15 protein-coding genes and 1 pseudogene are annotated in these 18199 nt (G+C 69.9%); 8 read left to right on the forward strand and 8 right to left on the reverse strand.

What is annotated here, in order from left to right; all coding sequences use genetic code 11:
* Positions 1-440 precede the first annotated feature (440 nt).
* Entirely contained in the window at positions 441-1301 is an 861-nt protein-coding gene (locus ACIBSV_RS09505) for a SigB/SigF/SigG family RNA polymerase sigma factor (RefSeq protein WP_395860999.1), read from the forward strand.
* Here ACIBSV_RS09505 and ACIBSV_RS09510 read toward each other — a convergent pair.
* The 4 genes from ACIBSV_RS09510 to ACIBSV_RS09525 are packed head-to-tail and all read right to left on the reverse strand — an operon-like array spanning position 1291 to position 4511.
* A complete protein-coding gene (locus ACIBSV_RS09510) occupies positions 1291-2592 on the reverse strand; it encodes a peptide ligase PGM1-related protein (RefSeq protein ID WP_395861000.1) in 1302 nt (433 codons plus the stop codon). The genes ACIBSV_RS09505 and ACIBSV_RS09510 overlap by 11 nt on opposite strands.
* Positions 2589-3629, reverse strand: coding sequence for an iron-containing redox enzyme family protein (locus ACIBSV_RS09515; RefSeq protein ID WP_395861002.1), 1041 nt, complete (start codon positions 3627-3629; stop codon positions 2589-2591). The genes ACIBSV_RS09510 and ACIBSV_RS09515 overlap by 4 nt, the downstream gene beginning before the upstream one ends.
* Positions 3626-3814, reverse strand: a complete 189-nt coding sequence (locus ACIBSV_RS09520) for a CDGSH iron-sulfur domain-containing protein (RefSeq protein WP_395861825.1) — start codon at positions 3812-3814, stop codon at positions 3626-3628. Before ACIBSV_RS09520 ends, ACIBSV_RS09515 begins: the two co-directional genes overlap by 4 nt.
* 34 nt (positions 3815-3848) lie before the next feature.
* Complete coding sequence (locus ACIBSV_RS09525; RefSeq protein WP_395861004.1) at positions 3849-4511, reverse strand: HemK2/MTQ2 family protein methyltransferase; 663 nt, start codon at positions 4509-4511, stop codon at positions 3849-3851.
* A 268-nt stretch (positions 4512-4779) separates the two neighbouring features.
* Between ACIBSV_RS09525 and ACIBSV_RS09530 the strand changes: the two genes are divergently transcribed.
* A complete protein-coding gene (locus ACIBSV_RS09530) occupies positions 4780-5319 on the forward strand; it encodes a DUF4303 domain-containing protein (RefSeq protein WP_395861005.1) in 540 nt (179 codons plus the stop codon).
* A gap of 447 nt (positions 5320-5766) precedes the next feature.
* Positions 5767-6099: an Lsr2 family protein gene (locus ACIBSV_RS09535; protein ID WP_395861007.1), complete on the forward strand. Its 333-nt coding sequence runs from the start codon at positions 5767-5769 to the stop codon at positions 6097-6099.
* 339 nt (positions 6100-6438) lie between these two features.
* On the opposite strand, the gene ACIBSV_RS09540 is transcribed toward ACIBSV_RS09535, so the two are convergent.
* Positions 6439-8100, reverse strand: a complete 1662-nt coding sequence (locus ACIBSV_RS09540) for a hypothetical protein (protein ID WP_395861009.1) — start codon at positions 8098-8100, stop codon at positions 6439-6441.
* A gap of 167 nt (positions 8101-8267) precedes the next feature.
* Positions 8268-9641, reverse strand: a complete 1374-nt coding sequence (locus tag ACIBSV_RS09545; RefSeq protein WP_395861011.1) for a VWA domain-containing protein — start codon at positions 9639-9641, stop codon at positions 8268-8270.
* Between the two features lie 140 nt (positions 9642-9781).
* On the opposite strand from ACIBSV_RS09545, the pseudogene ACIBSV_RS09550 reads away from it, so the two are divergent.
* Together ACIBSV_RS09550 and ACIBSV_RS09555 are read left to right on the forward strand one after the other, a co-directional pair.
* Positions 9782-9922, forward strand: a pseudogene (locus ACIBSV_RS09550) (ABC transporter ATP-binding protein); the annotation flags it as partial.
* Positions 9923-10040: 118 nt separating this feature from the next.
* Positions 10041-13229, forward strand: a complete 3189-nt coding sequence (locus ACIBSV_RS09555; protein WP_395861013.1) for an ATP-binding protein — start codon at positions 10041-10043, stop codon at positions 13227-13229.
* On the opposite strand, the gene ACIBSV_RS09560 is transcribed toward ACIBSV_RS09555, so the two are convergent.
* Both ACIBSV_RS09560 and ACIBSV_RS09565 read right to left on the reverse strand, forming a co-directional pair.
* Positions 13156-13947 carry an ABC transporter permease gene (locus tag ACIBSV_RS09560; protein ID WP_395861015.1) on the reverse strand — a complete coding sequence of 264 codons (792 nt, stop codon included), beginning with the start codon at positions 13945-13947 and terminating at the stop codon, positions 13156-13158. The two genes, ACIBSV_RS09555 and ACIBSV_RS09560, sit on opposite strands and share 74 nt — an antisense overlap.
* Positions 13944-14906: an ATP-binding cassette domain-containing protein gene (locus ACIBSV_RS09565; RefSeq protein ID WP_395861017.1), complete on the reverse strand. Its 963-nt coding sequence runs from the start codon at positions 14904-14906 to the stop codon at positions 13944-13946. The genes ACIBSV_RS09560 and ACIBSV_RS09565 overlap by 4 nt, the downstream gene beginning before the upstream one ends.
* A gap of 159 nt (positions 14907-15065) precedes the next feature.
* Between ACIBSV_RS09565 and ACIBSV_RS09570 the strand changes: the two genes are divergently transcribed.
* The 3 genes from ACIBSV_RS09570 to ACIBSV_RS09580 all read left to right on the forward strand — a co-directional run bounded on the left by ACIBSV_RS09570 (position 15066) and on the right by ACIBSV_RS09580 (position 18150).
* Positions 15066-15302 (forward strand): hypothetical protein, encoded by a 237-nt coding sequence (locus ACIBSV_RS09570; RefSeq protein ID WP_395861019.1) that lies wholly within the window; start codon positions 15066-15068, stop codon positions 15300-15302.
* Positions 15303-16361: 1059 nt separating this feature from the next.
* The gene (locus ACIBSV_RS09575) at positions 16362-16679 is read left to right on the forward strand and encodes a hypothetical protein (protein ID WP_395861021.1); all 318 of its coding nucleotides are present in this window, start codon (positions 16362-16364) and stop codon (positions 16677-16679) included.
* A gap of 238 nt (positions 16680-16917) precedes the next feature.
* Positions 16918-18150: a PP2C family protein-serine/threonine phosphatase gene (locus ACIBSV_RS09580; protein ID WP_395861023.1), complete on the forward strand. Its 1233-nt coding sequence runs from the start codon at positions 16918-16920 to the stop codon at positions 18148-18150.
* The last annotated feature ends 49 nt before the right edge of the window (positions 18151-18199 follow it).

Below are 18199 nucleotides of genomic sequence, written 5' to 3' on the forward strand. Positions count from 1 at the left end.
GGGCCCCCCCCCCCCCCCCCCCCCGGGGGGGGGGGGGGGGGGGGCGGGGGGGGGGCCCCCCCCCGCGGCGGGGGGGGGGGCCGCGCGGCCCCCCCCCCCCCCCCCCACGGCCCGTTTCGGCGTCCTCGGCCATTTTCCGAAACGGCGCCCGGTGACGCCGCGGTCCCGAGATGAATTTCGATTCCGGGGGCAGGTGCCGCGCCACGGCCGGGGCCGCTGTGATCCGCAGGGAATCCACACCTCGGTCACGCCGGGCCTCCGCCGTTTCCGCCGACATACCGCGCCCATCTCCCGCGAGGGTTGTCGCGCAACGGAAACGCCGGCACTCCGGCGGTGGCGGCGGGATCGGTGACAAGACCCACTACTGCAAACGGGTGTACCCGACGCGGTGCCGGGCAGGTAGCACCCGCGTCCATCCGACCAACGAAGGGGATGCCCAGATGAGCCCGAGTACCGTGAGCACGACCGAGACGACCGCCACCGAACGGCACATGCCCTCCGTCGGCCTCCCGACGACGGAGGAGATGGCGAACATGACGGCGACGGACGCCCGGGCGATGTCCAAGGTGCTCTTCGATCGGCTGAAGGTGCTGGAGGAGGGCACGCACGAGTACCAGTACGTGCGCAACACCCTCATCGAGGTCAACATCCCGCTCGTGCGCTACGTCGCCGGGCGATTCCGGGCGCGCAGCGAGAGCGCGGAGGAGATGGTCCAGGTCGGCACGATAGGCCTGATCAAGGCCATCGACCGGTTCGATCCGGCGTTCGGGTACGAATTCCCCACCTTCGCCATCCCCACCATCTCCGGCGAGATCAAGCGCTTCTTCCGTGACACCTCCTGGGCGGTGCACGTCCCGCGCCGTTTGCAGGAACTGCGCCTGGAGCTGGCCAGGGCCCGCGACGCGTTCACCACCGAACACGATCGCGAACCCACCAAGGCCGAACTCGCCACCCTCACCGGGACGAGCGTCGAGGAGGTCGCGGAGGGCCTGACCGCTTCCGCCGGCTACACCGCAGCGTCCCTGGACGCCCCCGCCGGCGACGACGACGGACCGGCTCGCTCGTACAGCGCGCAGGCGTCGTTCGTGGACCCGGGCTTCGACATGGTCGAGAACCTGCACGTCCTCAAACCCGCCATCGCCGCCCTGCCCGAACGTGAACGCGACATCGTGTCCATGCGCTTCGGCCAGGAGATGACCCAGGCCGAGATCGGCGAACGCCTGGGCCTGTCCCAGATGCACATCTCCCGGCTGATCTCCCGCATCCTCGACAAACTCCGCGCCGAACTGATCACCGTCTGAGCCCAGGGTTCCCCGGTCCTTCGACGCCTTCGTGCGCGAAGGCGGTGGTGAGTCGGGCTTCCAGCTCGTCGAGTCGGGGCAGGTCGGTGGCAAGGGCCACGTATCGCCATTCGACGCCGTCCGCAGGGCGGTCCGTGTACAGGACCACGCCTTCCCGTCCACCCGGTCGAAAGTCCAGGCCGGCCTCGATCAGACCTTCCCGCACCGTGTCGAACGCCATGGCCGGACCGGCTCGAAAAGTGCCCATCGACCAGACGGGTGCGGGGTCCTCGCCCACGAGCCGGGTCACCAGGGTGTGGGTGGTGGTGGTCGCGGTGCGCCGGACGTTGCATTCCAGGGCGTGGAGGCCGCCGTCCCGGGCGCATACCGCGTCCAGACTGTACGGGCCCAGGTATCCCTCGGCGCCGAGGTGACGTCCCAGGGCGATGGTCCAGTCGGCGAGTTCCGCGCGGGCCGTCTCGGGAAGGTCGTTCAGCGGCGAACGGTAGCCGGCGAACGAGCCCCCGCACATGCGCATCTCGCCGTCGTACAGCGCCGTCGCCCGCTCGCGCGCGACGTGGCCCTGGGCACTGACGGCGCGGGTGTGCTCGACGTACCGCTCCACGACCCACCGGCTGTCGGGGGCGACGGGCGCCGTGGCCCACGGTTCTCCCCGAGTCACGAAGGAAAGGCCGTGGCCGCCGGCGGAGCGGTCGGTTTTGACGACCACGCGCTCCCATACCGACAACATGTCGTCGATGGTTCGGGGGAGGTCGGCGCCTGTGCACACCCGACCGGACGGCAGGCGCATCCCCAGTCGGTCGGCGAGGGAGCGGAAGCCGGATTTGGTGTTCAGGTCCGCCACCGTTCGCACGACTCGGCGCGAGGGGCGGTCCGCTCCGTACGGGGCGACGGGGATGCCGAGGTCTGCGGCGAGGGCGACCGACGCTTCGTCGAGGGCGGTCGGGAGCAGGCGCGTACCGGGGCGTTCGTGCACGAGTGCGCGCAGCGGTTCCAACAGGCCGTGCATGGCGATGGCCTCCGCCATCGGTGCGTGCGTGGTGTCCGGCACCGTGACCACCGTGACGGAGTCCTCGGGCATCGCGAGCATGCGCAGGGCGTAGCGTCGAAAGGCATCGGACAGTGGCAGCGGAACGACCAGGAGGTCACCCGGTCTGGTGAGCCAGATTTTGCGGGACGCCTGCTCCGACCAGCGCCGCAGGATCGACGTCTCGCGGAGATCGACGGCCAGGGGCGACACGAAGTTGGCCAGGATCAGGAGCCCGCCCGGGTCTCGATGTTCGGCGATCACCGGGTGCCCGCCCCGGGCGCGGGGGTGGCTCCCGATGCGAAGGCATCGGCCTCTCGGGAACGCAGGGAGCTTCGGCCCTCGTTCCACGCGGCAAGCAGGTGTGCGGCGAGACGGTCTTCCACGAGACCGGTCGCCCGGATTCCGAACACGAGGTCGCTTTCGAGGTCGGGTTCCTCTTCCAGCAGCCCCGCCACCACCTCGCGTCGCATGAGCTGTTCGTGGACGGCGTCCGCCTCCACATGTTCGGTGTAGAAGAAGGCGCAGGCAGGGTCCGCGACGTCCAGCCGCCGCAGCGCCTGGGCCAGGCGGGCCGCGCCGGGCGGCGAGCCGATCTCGATGGCGGCGAACTGGCCGACCGCCATCGCCCGGTGCTCCCGGTGCAGCCCGAACAGTGACATGAGGTTGACCACCGCGAGCATGGGCGCGGGCACTCGGTCGAGGTAGCAGCCGTACGTGGCGTCCAGTCCCAGACCGCGCATGAGGTCGGCGAACAACCGCGCGTGCATGCGCTCGGCGCGGCCACCGCCGTACTCGTCGAACTCGACCGTGATCACGCCCGCCTTGGCCCGCCCGGTCAGGCGCGGGATGAGCCACGCCTGGGGGTCGGCCTCCTTGAGGTGGTACAGCGAGCGGTGGACGACGTACTCGCGAAACTGTTCCACGTTGCCGTGGTCGAGCAGATGGTGGCTGACACCGCCGCGGTCCAACGGCTCGATCAGCAAGGGCGCGAGCGCGTCGTCGACGCCGGCGTCGGCGGCATCGACGTGCGCGCGCAGGGCGCGTAGGAACGCCCCTTCCAAGCGGCCCCGCAGGCGCAGCAGGTCGGGATCCCACTCCCATCGGGCGTCCACCCCCGCGAACGAGCGGTAGTGCAGTTCGTAGCACGCGTACAACGCGAGTTGGAGGTCCTCGCCGAAGGGATCCGCATCGACCTCGACCTCGGGGGTTTGCATACCGCTTCCGGCGGGGTTGCGCAGCGCCGCGACGATGGTGCGTGACAGGGGGCCGCGGGGGGCGGGTAGTTCCGGTTCGGTCATCGCTGCTCCCGGACTGTGCGAGTCGCGGCCTGTGGCTCGTTGGGGAGCCGGTGGGGTCGGTGGCTGGTGTCGCACCACGGCGGTCGACGGGTGCGGCGGCACGTGCACAGCGCCACGATCCGCCGATCGGAGGATGCCGTGCTTCCGTCGGCCAGGAGCACCTCCACCGGCCCCTCGATCAGCATCGGCCCGCCGTCGACCACCTCGACGCGGCGTGTCTCACGACTGGGAATCGCCACGGATGACCACCAATTCCTCTTCTCGGCAGCCGGGCTTCACCAGACCGCGTTCCTCCAGGAAGGCCGCGCGGGCGGACAGGACGGGACCGAACGGCTCGAGGCTTCGCGCGACCACGCGGGCACGCAGGCCGACCGACTCGAGCAGACCCAACGTCGTCCCCACCCCGCACAGCGCCGAATGCACCACCAGCAGTGTCCCGCCGGGGTTCAGGTAGTCCGGAACCTGGGTGCAGAGCCGATCCAGGACCAGCCGTCCGTCCGTGCCGGCTTCCCACGCACGCGAGCGCCCTCGGACGGGGACGTCATCTTCGGGGGAGGGCACGTACGGCGGGTTCGCGAGGATGACGTCGAATGTTTGGCCCGCCACGGGTTCCAGGAGATCTCCACGCAGGACGTTGACCCGGCGCCGACGCCAGGCGCTGTTCAGGCGGGCCGTCCAGACGGCTTGGCGGGAGACGTCGATCGCGGTGACCCGACACCTTCCGGACGGCGCGGAGGCGGCCGCGAGCGCCACGGCGCCGGTGCCGGTGCCGACATCCAGAACACGATCGGACCGGTGCAGGCCCTGCTCGATGAACGCCGACGCCAACAGTCTGGTGTCCGCCTGGGGACGGTAGGTCCCCGGCAAGCGCAGCATTCTCATTACCTCCGGCTGCCCGGCCCGCCCTGGGCGAAACTCCATGATCGCCGCGCTGCCGGAAGCGATGCGGGGCCGACATCGAAGGCGCAGGGTGATCGATCGGTCACGGTGGGATCGCGCTGATTCGTGGCACCGTGCGAATGCGCCCCGTCGTAGGCGGCCTCGACCACGACGCGGTACGTTCCACCCCCACACCGGCCGCCCCGCCACCGCCCTGGACGGCGTGGGCGGGGCCTGCCGGGAATCCGTACGCACGCACACAGGAGTCGACGTGACGCCGACCGAAGCGGATCTCACCGAAGCCGTGTACCAAGCCGCCCGCGCCGCCATCTCGGACCTGTTTCGGGAATACCCGGATCACGACTTCTACTACTGCGCGCTGGTCACGCCGGGTGAGGCCTTCGGCCCGTCGTTGTCGGCCTGGTCGACCCAGGCCCTGGCCGCCGCGGCGGGCGGCTCGGCGGCCGAGGCCGAGGAACTGCGGTGGTCCTACGCGGATTCGCCGTTCTGCACCTACGGGGAGCGGCACCTCGCCCCGATCCGAAGCCTCTTCGACGCCCGACCCCAGGTCTTCGAACTCCCCGACGACGAGGGCGAGGACGAGTACGAACTGCGGTTGCGCGCGATGGTCACGGCGATGGGCCGCCTCGACGCGGAAGGGCTGTTCGGCAACGGCGAGCGGCGTCTGTCCATGGTCGCCGTCGTCGAGGTTCCCGGGGACGAGGCCGAGAACGTCGCCCGTGCCCGCGCCCTGAACCCCCCGGCGGCCGTCGCGGCGTACATGGACGCGTTCGGTCCGTTGGACGAATGATTCCAGGCATTGGCGGGGGTAGGCGGTCGGTGACCCGGGAGCGTCGGTTGGCGAGACGGTCCGATGCGGTGTCGACGGCGCCTGCGGAGCGCCGATGGTGCCTTTGCGAAGGGGTCGTACATGGTTTTGCGCGGGTGGGAACTCGCATCGGCCTTCCCATCCGGTCCGACAAACCACCGCCGAGGAGCCATACGCGTCACATCGGTCGTGGCGGCGCCCAAAACCGTCCCGCTGCTTCAGGCTTATCGGCGGCTCCGTCGAACGACGAACAAGGCGTGACGGTGTGGCTGGAATGGCGCCGGGCCGGCCGGGTGCGTCAGCGGATTCCTGCCCGGGATGACGGCGACGGCGGCCACGACTTTCCCTGACCGGCGACTGAGACGGCGTGAAGTCGGACCTGATTCTCCGTTACGATTTCCTTCTTCCCAGGAAGGGGATTCTCCGAAAATGGCTCAGCGCGTAGTCACGTTGTTCATCGATGACATCACCGGCAACGAAGGTGAAGACATCGCGACGCACACCTTCAGCCTGGATGGCGTCAGCTACGAAATCGACCTCGGCCAAGACACCTACCAGCAACTGCTGGACTCTCTGGGCCCGTACTTCAGGGCCGGCCGCAAGGTCGGCACGTCGCGTCGCACCAAGGCCGTACGTTTGGCGGCGGGCGAGGGACCGGACCCGGTGAAGGTGCGGGAGTGGGCCAGGTCGCAGGGCCTTGAAGTCAACGCCCGCGGTCGGGTTCCCTCCGAACTGGTCGAGAAGTACCGGGCCGCGCACTGAGCGACCGCGCCGGAGCCGCTCGGGATCTGCCGTCGCAACGGGTGCCGAAAGATCGCCCGCGTCAACGGTCCCGCGAGGCAGCGGTCCGCACATACCCTGACGGCCCGCCAGGATCCGATGGGTGTCATGACGATGCGGGCAGACCCGGTAAGACTGGGCGGGCACCCCACACGGCGCCCACGCTCTCGCCTCGTGGCGGCCTGCTCCCCGCGATGGAGACAGGAGACGGTTCCGACCGCGCGTCGGTACCGTCTCCTGTACGCCGGATGGGTAGGCGGTGATCGGCGAGCGGACGACCCATATCGGCGAATCATCCGGCTCGTCGCGCCTGGTTCCGGCTCAAAGGCGGATGGCGAAGATGCGGTCGAAGGCGCGGATCACGGCTTCGGACAGGTTGATTTCGAAAGACGCGGTCGAGTGGGATCCGAATTCGTCGAGACTCGATTCGGGGAATGACTCCCTCATGCGCATCGCGAGGTCGATGTGGTCGGACCAGGCCAGATCCAACTCCGTTCGAAAGACCTCGGCGCATGCAACCCGCCACGGTGTCTGCTCGCCCGCGTACCGCTCCGCATAGCGGCGGGCGAGCGAGTCCACGGTGGCCGAGTGCCTCAGGACACGATGTGTGCGCTCGAGGCCGCGCACTGTCGTCTCGAGCAATCCGACGATGTCGGAGGGCGACCCGCCGTCGGGCGAAACCGCTGCCCGCGCAGTCCGGTAGCGCTTCTCCGACTCGGCCAGTACATCCCAGCGCTGCAATTCTCTCCTGCCGTGGACCGCGACTCGATCCATGACCTCGACGTACTGTGCGTCGACACCCCGGAATTCCGGCGCGCGCAGGTCCACGACGTCCAGCCCGAAGACCGCCTCGAGAACGGCGCCGTAGGACACCGTCGACCGGCAACCCCCGCGAACGGTCGCATACTTGCGGATATGCGCGCGGACGTTGGCCACTTCGAGGATTCTCTGCCGCTCCTCGACAACCAGGCCCTCTCGGGCGGCCAACGCCTGATGCAGCCCGGCCTCGTAGGCGGAACCCGTCGGAAGCGCGCCTTCGGCGATCGGAACGATGTGCCCTTCCACGACGTAGTAGTCGATGCCGACCTCGAAGCACTCGTGCGCGCGGACCGACAGTTCGGCGTCGACGGCCAGGTCCATTCGATCCACCGGCGAACTCCGCTCGGTGATACCGAAGTAGTCCCACAACGCATCCAGTGCCCTCGGCGTCAGCCGAGCCCTGACGAGCTCCTCGTCGATCGTGTAGTCGGCGCCCTCGTCCAGCGTTCGCACCCACCGAGCCAGCGCCGCGTATCGGTCCGGATTCGACGTCGCAGGTCCGGTGATCCGAATATCCGAGTCACCGCTCTTGATCAAGACGGTGTCGATCTCCTCCACGAACGCGACGCATCGATCGTCGACGAAGTGGCCGTCGGTGACCGGTGCCATCCTCAGCGAGTCCATGACCAAGGTGTCGTACGACCCGTAGACCACGTCCGCCGCGTACCGACGCCGTCGCTCCTCCGACACCGGTTCCATGAGGTCGACCCGGTGCCATGGTTCGACGTACGCGGACCGGATTCCCGCGAGGTCGAAGTACTCCCGCGCGGCCTCGTGGCAGTGCGCGGCCCGTTCGGCATCGTGAGTGAAAACATGCACGCGGCGTCCCGCAGCGACGTGAACGTGGATCGGCACGATGCAGGCGACATCGAATTCCAGGCCCGGATGCGCTTCCGTGCGATCCAGCACCGGTCCGTCGATCATGGCCAGCATGCCCGTTACGAAGTCCGTGTCGAAGTTCCTGCCCGTGCTGCGGGACAGGGTCTCGATCGCCGGCGCGACAAAATCCACCACCTCGTCGTGGCGACTCCCGGGGCCAATCATCCGGGCATTCCCCGCCAAACGGTGGTGCAATTCGGCGTCGGTAGCGCCGGGAAGTGCCGATCCGGCCCGCGCAATGGCCGAGGCGTCCGTGCCGCTCGGGAGAATGCGATCGACTGCCATATTTTCCGCCTCGAAGCCGCGAAATGACGTCCGGAATCCCGGATTCTGCGTCCCCGCAAGGTAGCAGCCGACTCGACCCTGCGTTCGAATCGGCGCCGGTGTCGAATGGTTCCGCGTGCCGATGATCGACGTGCGGCCCCGCGCGCACGGCGTGCGGGGCCGCATCCTCAAAGGACGTTCTTGCGGCGGGCGGCGGTGATCCAGGTCGGGAACTCGGAGAGCAGCCGGTCGTAAAGCTCTTGATCGGGGACTTCGCTGATGTCGTCCACGGCGAAGAAGCCGACGTTGTCGACGCGGCGACCGCGCATGGTGTCGAGGCGCCGCAGTACGCCGTAGTCCGCGTTGCCCAGGCCCACGAACTGCCAGAACATCGGTTCCGTGGACGCGTCCTTGAGTTCACGCTTGATTTCGTTGTTGCGATAGACGCCACCGTCCGAGAAGAAAAGCACCAGAGTGGGAGCGGCGGACGGATGCTCCCGGACGTACGAGCGAACCTCGGCGATCACCTTGTGCTCTTCGTTGCCGTAACCGACCGCCGTCATGTCGACCTGACCCGGTTGCAGCTCCTGCTCGGCCTCGTCCCCTCCCGGACGGACGTGCAGCCGGAGCCATTCGGGGAGTCGACCCACACGCAGGTCCGGAAGGCGCGCCGGGGCCGAGGCGAACGTCCAGGCCTGCATCACACCGTCGTCCTCCAACCGCGCGGCCACGGCCGTCATGCGCTCCACCACGTCGGCGACGACACCGCGGGAGTAGAGCCAGTCCATGGAGCCGGACGCGTCCATGACCAGGATCACTCGGGCGGCGATCCCGGCCGCCCCGTGCTTGCGGAGACTTGTCGCCACTTGCTCCTTGCGGAGCGAAAGACGATTGCGCATGTCCACGGGCAGCGCCTCCTCGCCCTGCTCGGCCGGTGCGGCGACGGGTACTGCCGCCGACACGGACGGGGGCTGGGGAGCGACCGGTTGATCCGGAACCGGCGGGGACGCGACAGGGTCGGTCGCCGGCTCGTCGTGCACCGCGATGCCGTAGTCCGCGGCCAGCCCGGCGAGCCCGGAGGCGTACCCCTGTCCGACCGCGCGGAACTTCCACCGCCCGTGGTGCCGGTACAACTCGCCGCTGACGAAGGCGGTCTCGATCCCGCCCTCCATGTCGAAGCGTGCGATCTCGGCCGACGTCCGAGTGTCCAGCAACCTGAGGCTCAGGTCCGGCACCTGGCCGAAGGTGCCACCCTCGGACGACGCGCACAGCAGGACCCGTTGTATCGCGTCTTCCACGACGGCGAGATGTACCGCGAGGGTGTCCGTCACGCCGTCGGCGGTCTTCTCCTTCCCCAGATGCGTCACCGCCTCGGACGGGTGGCGCGGTTGGTTGTAGAAGACGAAGTCACCGTCCCCACGCACGTGTCCGGCGTCCGTGAGAAGCAGCGCCGACGCGTCGATGTCGGGTACCCCGGGGCCCCGGGACCACGAAAGCTCGGCACGGATTTCCGGGGAATCGACGGGCAAGTTGGCGCCTTGGCTCAAAGATGAAGGTTTCATGGCGCAAGTTTGCCGAGTGCCCGACGCCCCGCTGCGATCCGGGTCGACCCACCGTGCCGCGGGTATCGGTCGCGGGGGCGCTCGGGCTGTAACACCGCACGGCCACGGGGCTTTGGAGCTTCGTCGGCGTCACCATCCGTCTGGGCACCCTCGATCGGCCGACGTCGGGCACCGTGCGTCTGGCCGGGTACGACGTGGGGCGTCTGTCGGACGCGCGACTGTCCGCGCTGCGGGCGAGCCGCATCGGCTTCGTCTTCCAACATCTGCGATCGCGAGCCGGTTCGCGGGGCGGCTCACGGGCCCGGGTGTCGGACGGCATGGCGGGGCGTGAAGCCCTCGCAGCGGGAGTGCGGCCCGCAGGGGGAGTTCCGGCGGCCGGGCCTTGGCTAATCTGCACGGGTGACCACCGACTTGACTCTGTTGCCGCGTGTCGCCTATCGCGGACGGGAGGTCACCGCGCCCCGGCTCCGCGCTCTCCTCGCGCTGCTCGCGGGTGATTTGCGTACGGGTTGCAGCACCGGACGTCTGGTGCAGGGGCTGTGGCCGGACGAGTTGCCGGAGCGACCGGCGAAGGCGGTGCAGGTTCTGGTGTCCAGGGCGCGGGCGCAGTTGGGCGCAGGAATCCTGGCGAGCACGCCGACCGGATACCGGCTGGCCCTCGCCGCGGATCGGGTCGACAGCTCGGCCCTGCTGCTGCACGCCGCCGCGAGCGCGGACCGGGCCAGGACCGGGGACCACGCGGGGTCGTTGGCGGCGGCCGAGGCCGGGCTCGCGTTGTGGGAGGGCACCCCGGGCGGGGCCGGCGCCACCGACGACCCCGTGGCCGCGCTGCGCGCCGAGCGCGCCCCCGTCCGCGGCACGCTCGTACGCGCGCGGGCGCTCGCGCTCGCCCGGCTGGGGCGGTACGCGGAGGCGGTGGGGCCACTGGCTGCGGCCGCTGCGGAGCACCCACGCGACGAGGAGGTGCTCGCCGAGTTGCTGCGCGGCGAGGCGGCGACGGCGGGCCCGTCCGCCGCGCTGACGCGGTATGAGGCGTACCGCCGCGAGCTGCGCGAGGAACTCGGCTCGGACCCGGGCGGCGGGCTCCAGGCCGTACAGCGGGAGCTGCTGCGCACCCGGGCGCCTGTGATCGGGCGCGGCGTGCCGCACGAGCCGAACCGGCTGCTGGGGCGGGACGAGGACATCGCGGCGGTGGAGCGGCTGCTGCGCGCCTCTCGCGCCGTCACCGTCGTGGGCCCCGGTGGCCTCGGCAAGACCCGGCTCGTGCACGCCGTCAGCCGCCGGGCCGAGCAACGCGCGGTGTACTTCGTGCCGCTCGCCGGCGTCACCGCGGACGAGGACGTGGCCGCGGAGGTGGTGTCCGCGCTCGGCGCGGGCGAGGGACGGCCCGGCGCCCTGAGCGGCCACGCCCCGGCCGACCCGGTGTCCGCCATCCTCGGTGTGCTCGGCTCCGGGCCCGGCCTGCTGGTTCTGGACAACTGCGAGCAGGTCATCCGGGGCGCCGCCGCCCTCGTACAGAACCTGGTCGCGGCCACGAAGGACCTGCGGGTGCTCTCCACCAGCCGATCCCCACTGGACCTCACCTCGGAGGCGGTGTACGCGCTGCCGGAGCTCGGTCTCGACACCTCCATCGAACTGTTCACGCAGCGGGCCCGGGCCGCCCGGCCCGGCGTGGAGCTGCCGCCGGACACGGTGGCCGGGCTGTGCCGCCACCTCGACGGGCTGCCGCTCGCGGTGGAGTTGGCCGCGGCGCGGGTGCGAGTGCTGTCGGTTGCGGAGATCGCCCGCCGCCTCGGCGACCGATTCGCACTCCTTCGCGGCGGGGCGCGGGACGCGCCGGAGCGCCACCGCACCCTGCACGCGGTCGTGGAGTGGAGCTGGAACCTGCTCACCCGGGACGCCAGGGCGGCGCTGCGCGCGCTGTCCGTCTTCCCGGGCGGCTTCCTGGGCGAAGCGGCGGAGCACCTCCTAGGCAAGGACGCGCTGTTGCTCCTCGAGCAGGCGACCGATCAGTCGCTGCTGACCGTCACCGACACCCCGGCCGGCGTGCGGTTCCGGATGCTGGAGACCGTGAGGGAGTTCAGCGCGGCCCGGCGCGCGGAGGCGGGCGAGAACGAGGAGGCCGTCGACCGATTCCTGGCCTGGGCACGGGACTTCGGGGTCACCTACCACGACTGGGTATTCGGCCCGGAACCGCGGACCGCCTGGGAGCGAATCAGGGCCGAGCAGGACAACCTCGTGTCGGCGCTGCGGCACGCCCTGGCTCGTACGGACGGCCCCACCACCGCCGCCCTCACCGCCGTCCTCGCCGCACTGTGGTCCACCGACTCCAACCACCCCCGCCTCATCGCCCTGGCCGCGGACACCGGTCCGCTGCTGTCGCGCTATCGCCCTGAGCCCCGATACGTCGAAGTCGCCCGCGCAGCGACGGTGTTGTGCATGGCGAGCCTGTTCATGGACTACGGTCCGCACGCCGACGTCACCCGCCGGCTCGTCACCCTGCGGCGTCTGCCGCCGGCTCCGCCGGACACGCTGCTGCGCGCGACCGCGGCGGTGCTGAGCGCGATCCCCGAGATGCTGCCTCCCGACTACGACGTACTGCACAGGCTCTGCGGCCACGAGCAGCCGCTGGTCGCCGGCATCGCCGAGTGTGTCGCCACCTATGTCTGGGAGCACGAGCACGACATCGACCGCGCGCTCGCCTCGGCCCGCCGGATGACCGCCGCACTGGCTTCGGCGGACAACCCGTTCCTGCGGGTCATGGGTCATTCCCGGCTGAGCGAGCTGTGCTTGCGGACCGGGCAGGGCGAGGCCGCGTACAGACACCTCCAGGCGGCGCTCGAGCAGCTGCCGCGGCTCGGCGACGCGCACGACTACATCGGGATCCGATCGGCCCTCGCCCTCGCCTGCCTGCAGCGCGGCCGCTACGACGAAGCCGAGTACTGGCTGGGGCAGGCCCAGGGTGACAACACCCCACGGGCCGATGCCTTCTACAGCCCCGATCTCGGCGCGCGCGCCGAGATCGCGCTCGCCCGCGGACTGACGGAGGCCGGGCTCGGCCTGTGGCGCGGTGCCGTGGAGCGGATGTCCGAGGCGGACGCGATGCATGACGGCGACCCCTGGCTCGACCCGTGGGCGCTGCAGATCCAGGCGGCGGCGGTGACCGCGCACGCGCACGCCGGCCGCCTCGAGCCCGTCGCGGAACTGGTCGTTCGGTTGCGGCAGCGGCTGTGGACGCTGCTTTCCGGCCCGTCCCGCACGCCGGTGGAACTCCCTGTGTTCGGGACGGTGCTGCACGCGCTCGGCGTGACGGGGCTCGCGGCGGGCGACGCCCGCGCCGTGCGGATGCTCGCCTTGGCCGAACGGCTGCGGGTGCTGCGCGAGTTCGCGCCGACGATGTCCGGGGACCGCGCCCGGCGGGCGGCCGAGGACGCCGACCGGGCGGCGTACGCCGAAGCGGTGTCGGAGTACGCCGCCCTGGGGCGGGACGAGCTGCGGGAGGCAGCCCGCACGCTCATTTCGGGTCGCGGCGGAACAGCGAATTCGACCAGCGGCACCCGAGGGCGGCCAGGCCCAGGCACCAGATGATCGTGACCCACCCGTTGTCGCCGATCTCGGTGCCGAGCAGCAGGCCGCGCAGGGTTTCGATGGCGGGGGTGAACGGCTGGTATTCGGCGATCGGCTGGAACCAGCCCGGCATCGCGTCGATGGGCACGAAGGCGCTGGAGATGAGCGGGAGGATGATCAGCGGCAGCGCGTTGTTACTGGCCGCCTCGGCGTTGGGGCCGGCCAGGCCGATGCCGACGGCGATCCAGGTGAACGCCACGGCGACCAGCGTGAGCAGGCCGAACGCCGCGAGCCATTCCAGGGCAGTGGCGTCGGTGGATCGGAAGCCGATGGCCACGGCGACGGCGCCCACGAGCACGACGCTGATGACCGCCTGCAGCACACTTGCGACGACGTGCCCGATGAGCACCGCCCCTCGGTGGATCGCCATCGTACGGAAGCGGGCGATGATGCCCTCGGTCATGTCCATGGACACGGAGATCGCGGTCCCGGCCGGGGTGGCGCCGATGGTCATCATCAGGATGCCAGGGACGAGATAGGCGATGTAGCCGGCGCGATCGGCGCCGCCGCCGTCGATGCCCGCGCTCATCACGTCACCGAAGACGTAGACGAAGAGCAGCAGCAGGACGATCGGCGTCAGCAGGATGTTGAGGGTGAGGGAGGGGTAGCGCCGGGCGTGCAGGAGGTTGCGGCGCAGCATCGTGTTCGAGTCGCGTACGGCGAGGGAGAGGGAGCTCATCGGACAGCCTCCTTCGGCTGGTCGGTGCCGCCGGTGAGGGCGAAGAAGACGTCGTCGAGGTCGGGGGTGTGCACGGTGAGTTCGTCGGCTTCGATGTCCTCCGCGTCGAGTAGGTCGAGGATGGAGCGCAGTTCGCGTTGGCTGCCGTCGCTGGGGATCTGTAGGGACAGCGTCTCGTCGCGGCAGGTGACGCCGTGCAGGGCGGCGGCGGCGCGTTCGTAGGCGCGTGGGTCGGTGAATCGGAGCCGGACGTGTCCGCCGGGGATCATCCGCTTGAGTTCCTCGGCGGTGCCCTCGGCGGCGATCTTTCCGTCGTGGAGCACGGCGATGCGGTCGGCGAGTTCGTCGGCCTCGTCGAGGTATTGGGTGGTGAGGAGGACGGTGACGCCGTCGGAGACGAGTTCGCGGATGATGCCCCACATGTTGTGGCGGCTGCGCGGGTCCAGGCCGGTGGTGGGCTCGTCGAGGAAGATGATCCGCGGGTTGCCGACCAGGGTCATGGCGATGTCCAGGCGGCGTTTCATGCCGCCGGAGTAGGTCGAGGCGGGCTTCTTCGCGGCCTCGGTGAGGTCGAGGCGCGCCAGCAACTCGGCGGTGCTGCGGCGGCCCTCGCGCTTGGACAGGTGGTGCAGGTCGGCCATGAGGTGCATGTTCTCCTCGCCGGTGATCAGCCCGTCGACGGCGGAGAACTGCCCGGTGACGCCGATCGCGGCGCGGACTCCGTCGGGTGAGGCGGCGACGTCGTGACCCGCGACCTGGGCCTGTCCGCCGTCGGCGCGGATGAGCGTGGAGAGGATCTTGACCGCGGTGGTCTTGCCGGCGCCGTTCGGGCCGAGCAGGGAGAAGACGGTGCCGGTCGGCACGGCCAGGTCGATGCCGTCGAGGACCGTCCTGCCCCCGTATGCCTTGCGCAGGCCCTCGGCCGCGATGGCGGGCGAGGGCGATGTCGTTGTCGTCATGCCGCAGAGGTTGCGGCAGGACGCATTCAGCCTGGTTTCACGACGGTTTCAGCACCTGGAATCGGGCGACGGGGGGTTGCTTCGACGCCCCGTTCTCGCACTGCGCCGGTCCGCCGCACCGAGCCGCCCACGCACCCTCGTGGTTGACGACCATCCGACATGAAGGCGTTTGTGCGGGCCGATGTCGAGGGTCTCGAGCGGCTGCTCACGGAGGACGTGATCGTGGAGATGCCGCCGATGCTCAACTCGTTCGCCGGCCCCGCGCTGTGGCGCGTCGTCCGCTCGCGACGGGAGAGGGTTTCCACCTCCGATGAAGCTCGAAAATCTATCGCGGCGGGAGTAGACATCGTGGAAGTCGGTGGGTATGTTTTCTCTCGTAGCCAAGCGAATCAGTGAGGCGCGACAGAGACGAACTGGCGCGCGTTGTTGAGGGTTCGACAGCAGAGTCCCGGGGCCGTGTGTTGTTCGGTGAAGGGTTCCGGAGGCTGGTTGTCGGGCCGAGGAGAAACTGAGGGCGGCCCACCGGGCCGCCGTGCGGGACGAGCAGTAACCCGGCAGTACCTGCAGTTCGGTTGTACCCGCGGTGGCATTACACGTTGCACGAGGTAGGAAGGAAGGAGTGAACGCCATCCGGATCGCCCGCTCGGTGCGGTGAGGTTGTTCGGCCGAGCGGGATCCGTTGAGACACCGGTACGAAAGGTGGTCCGCGGTCACGCAATTGCGATCCCCGCAGCCCCGCCACGTGAGGCGGATGCGGAACAGGTAGACCGACACGTCGGTGTCGGTGGATGGTGTGGATTTCTTTCGGGGCCCTGGTGTCGTAACGGCGCCAGGGCCCCTCGACGCGGTTCCCTGTCGACTTTGACCAACGTGAACCCGGACCAACGTGAACCCGGACGAATGTGAACCCAAGACAGGCGCCGATGGCTTCAGAAAATCTGTCATGTTCATGGTAGACATTCGCATACAACGTAGCTAACGTTCTCTGTGTCGGAATCGAAGGAAACGTCAAACGGACGTGGCAGATGACGAACTGCCCGTGCAGCGGCACAAGTTGGTTGAGGGATCGTCGGGGCCGGTGTGTGCGAAGGGCTCCGACGGCCGAAGGAAGCAGGACCCGTCGGCAGGTCGGGACCGAGCGGTAGTAGGGGTTTCGGCCGACGACGGGAGCAGGCAGAGGCAGGCAATCGCAGTAGATCGCAGTGCAGTTGTCGGTCAGAGGAGAAAGGGAAGGGTCCAGGCGCCATCGGGTCGCCCGCAGGCGGTGACTTCCGCCGAACGGGCACCGCGGTCCATCCGAACGGAAGGTGGTCTTCGGTCACGCATCAGCGATCCCCGCACACCCCCCTGCCGCGTGCGGCAGCCGTGCGGATACGACACCGGGCTCGGCAAGCCGGTGGATGGTGAGACAAACCCCAACCCGGACCCCGGTGCCACGGCACCGGGGTCCTCGTCATGAGCGTCGACCCGCATCCCGAACCCGGCGGAGCCCGCGAGACGGACCCCCGGGCCGTGGACCCGGTCGACGATCGGAGGCAGGCGATGGAGCAAGACGCGGGGGACATGGCCGCCCTGGCGAAGCGATTGGCCGCGGCGGCGGAGCAGTTGCTCCTGGCCGTCAAGGGCATGGACGACCTCGGTTGGTCGACGGACTCGTACAGCAGGTCCCACCTGCACGACGTCGCGAGTTGCCTCAGCAGCAGCGCCACGCGGATCGCCGCTCTCCAGGGCCGACCCGGTTCCCGCAACGACGCGGGCGGCCCCGCGCGCTGACATACGGCAGGACCCCTGCGACAGGAATCGCCTTCGGGACCTACCGGTCGACTCGACATGTCGGGTGCTGTACGGGCAAGCGCCGGCCGGGCCACCCGACCGAGCCGGGTGTGGGCTCCGTGACAGTCCCGGAGGCCGTTTCTGTTACCTTCGGATGTTGCCGGAGCGGAGCGAGTCGACCGACGTCGTCGTGATCGACCGTTGGAGACGCGGGTCTCGAATCAGGACAGGATGCCGTGTGAAGCCTCTCTCGAACGGTGCGGCCACGACGGTCGGTCTGCTCCGGGCAAGTCGCCACGCCGTCCTGGAGGATCTTCCGGACCTGATCGCCGCGCATGCCCGACCGCTGGGTCTGGCCCGCCCGCTGGTCTACCTAGTGGACGTGCAACAACAACTGCTCCGCCTGGTCCCCGGCAGAGGGGAGCACACGCGGGCAGCGGACGTGGTCCCCGAGGCGGAGCTGCGCATCGATGCCACGCTCGCCGGCCGCGCCTTCCAGAGCGTCGAACTCGTCGAGTCGCCGGCAGGCGCCGACGACGTCGACTCCGGCGAAGCGCCCACCAGGCGTTTGTGGCTGCCCCTCGTGGACGGCGCCGAACGCCTGGGTGTCCTGGGCCTGGAAACCGACGAGACCGACGACACCGTCCTCGACAGGGCGCTCGACCTCGCGCTCCTGGTGGGCTTGCTCCTGGTGAGCAAACGCGCCTATAGCGACACCTACGAACGCCTGGTGCGCACCCGCCCGATGGGCCTGGCCGCCGAGATGCAGTGGACCCTGATGCCGCCCGGTTCCTTCGCCGGCGCACAGGCCACCGTCAGCGCGGCCATGGAACCGGCGTACGAGATGGGCGGCGACGCGTACGAGTACGCCGTCGACGGCGACACCGCCCACCTGGCCGTCTTCGACGCCATGGGCCATGACACCTCCGCCGGCCTCACCGTCGCCCTCGCCCTGGCCGGCTGCCGCAGCAGCCGCCGCCACGGCGTGGGCCTGGTCGAAACCAGCGAGGCGATCGAGACCGCGCTCGTGGAACAGTTCGGCCGCAGCCGCTACGCCACCGCGATCATCGCCGAACTCGACCTGCTCACCGGCGCCTTGACCTGGGTCAACCGCGGCCACCACCCACCGATCGTGATCCGCAACGGCCAATGGGTCGCCACCCTGGAACGCCCGCCCGCTCACCCGATGGGCACGGACATGGGCCTGCCCGTCACGTTGTACGACGAGCAGCTCGAACCCGGCGACTGGCTCCTGCTCTACACCGACGGCGTCACCGACGCCCGCAATCCCCAGGGCGAGATCTTCGGACTGGACCGCTTCGTCGACTTCGTCATCCGCCACATAGCTGACGGCCTCCCCGCCCCCGAAACCCTGCGCCGGCTCATCCGAGCGATCCGCGAATACCACCACGACCGTCTCCGGGACGATGCCACCATCCTGCTCCTGCAATGGCACGGCGCCGGCTCCTGATCGCGGCGAGCCGGGGAACATCCCGCTCCCGGCCCGTCCGGCTCATGCC

This window comes from Embleya sp. NPDC050154, assembly GCF_044460165.1.
GTDB lineage: Bacteria > Actinomycetota > Actinomycetes > Streptomycetales > Streptomycetaceae > Embleya.

Excerpts from the sequence above, each read along its gene's own strand:
- ACIBSV_RS09505 (WP_395860999.1), top strand. The coding sequence starts at position 441 with ATGAGCCCGAGTACCGTGAGCACGACCGAGACGACCGCCACCGAACGG.
- ACIBSV_RS09560 (WP_395861015.1), bottom strand. The coding sequence starts at position 13,947 with ATGAGCTCCCTCTCCCTCGCCGTACGCGACTCGAACACGATGCTGCGC.
- ACIBSV_RS09540 (WP_395861009.1), bottom strand. The coding sequence starts at position 8,100 with ATGGCAGTCGATCGCATTCTCCCGAGCGGCACGGACGCCTCGGCCATT.
- ACIBSV_RS09520 (WP_395861825.1), bottom strand. The coding sequence starts at position 3,814 with ATGCTGATCGAGGGGCCGGTGGAGGTGCTCCTGGCCGACGGAAGCACG.
- ACIBSV_RS09545 (WP_395861011.1), bottom strand. The coding sequence starts at position 9,641 with ATGAAACCTTCATCTTTGAGCCAAGGCGCCAACTTGCCCGTCGATTCC.
- ACIBSV_RS09565 (WP_395861017.1), bottom strand. The coding sequence starts at position 14,906 with ATGACGACAACGACATCGCCCTCGCCCGCCATCGCGGCCGAGGGCCTG.
- ACIBSV_RS09575 (WP_395861021.1), top strand. The coding sequence starts at position 16,362 with ATGAGCGTCGACCCGCATCCCGAACCCGGCGGAGCCCGCGAGACGGAC.
- ACIBSV_RS09535 (WP_395861007.1), top strand. The coding sequence starts at position 5,767 with ATGGCTCAGCGCGTAGTCACGTTGTTCATCGATGACATCACCGGCAAC.
- ACIBSV_RS09570 (WP_395861019.1), top strand. The coding sequence starts at position 15,066 with ATGAAGGCGTTTGTGCGGGCCGATGTCGAGGGTCTCGAGCGGCTGCTC.
- ACIBSV_RS09515 (WP_395861002.1), bottom strand. The coding sequence starts at position 3,629 with ATGACCGAACCGGAACTACCCGCCCCCCGCGGCCCCCTGTCACGCACC.
- ACIBSV_RS09525 (WP_395861004.1), bottom strand. The coding sequence starts at position 4,511 with ATGAGAATGCTGCGCTTGCCGGGGACCTACCGTCCCCAGGCGGACACC.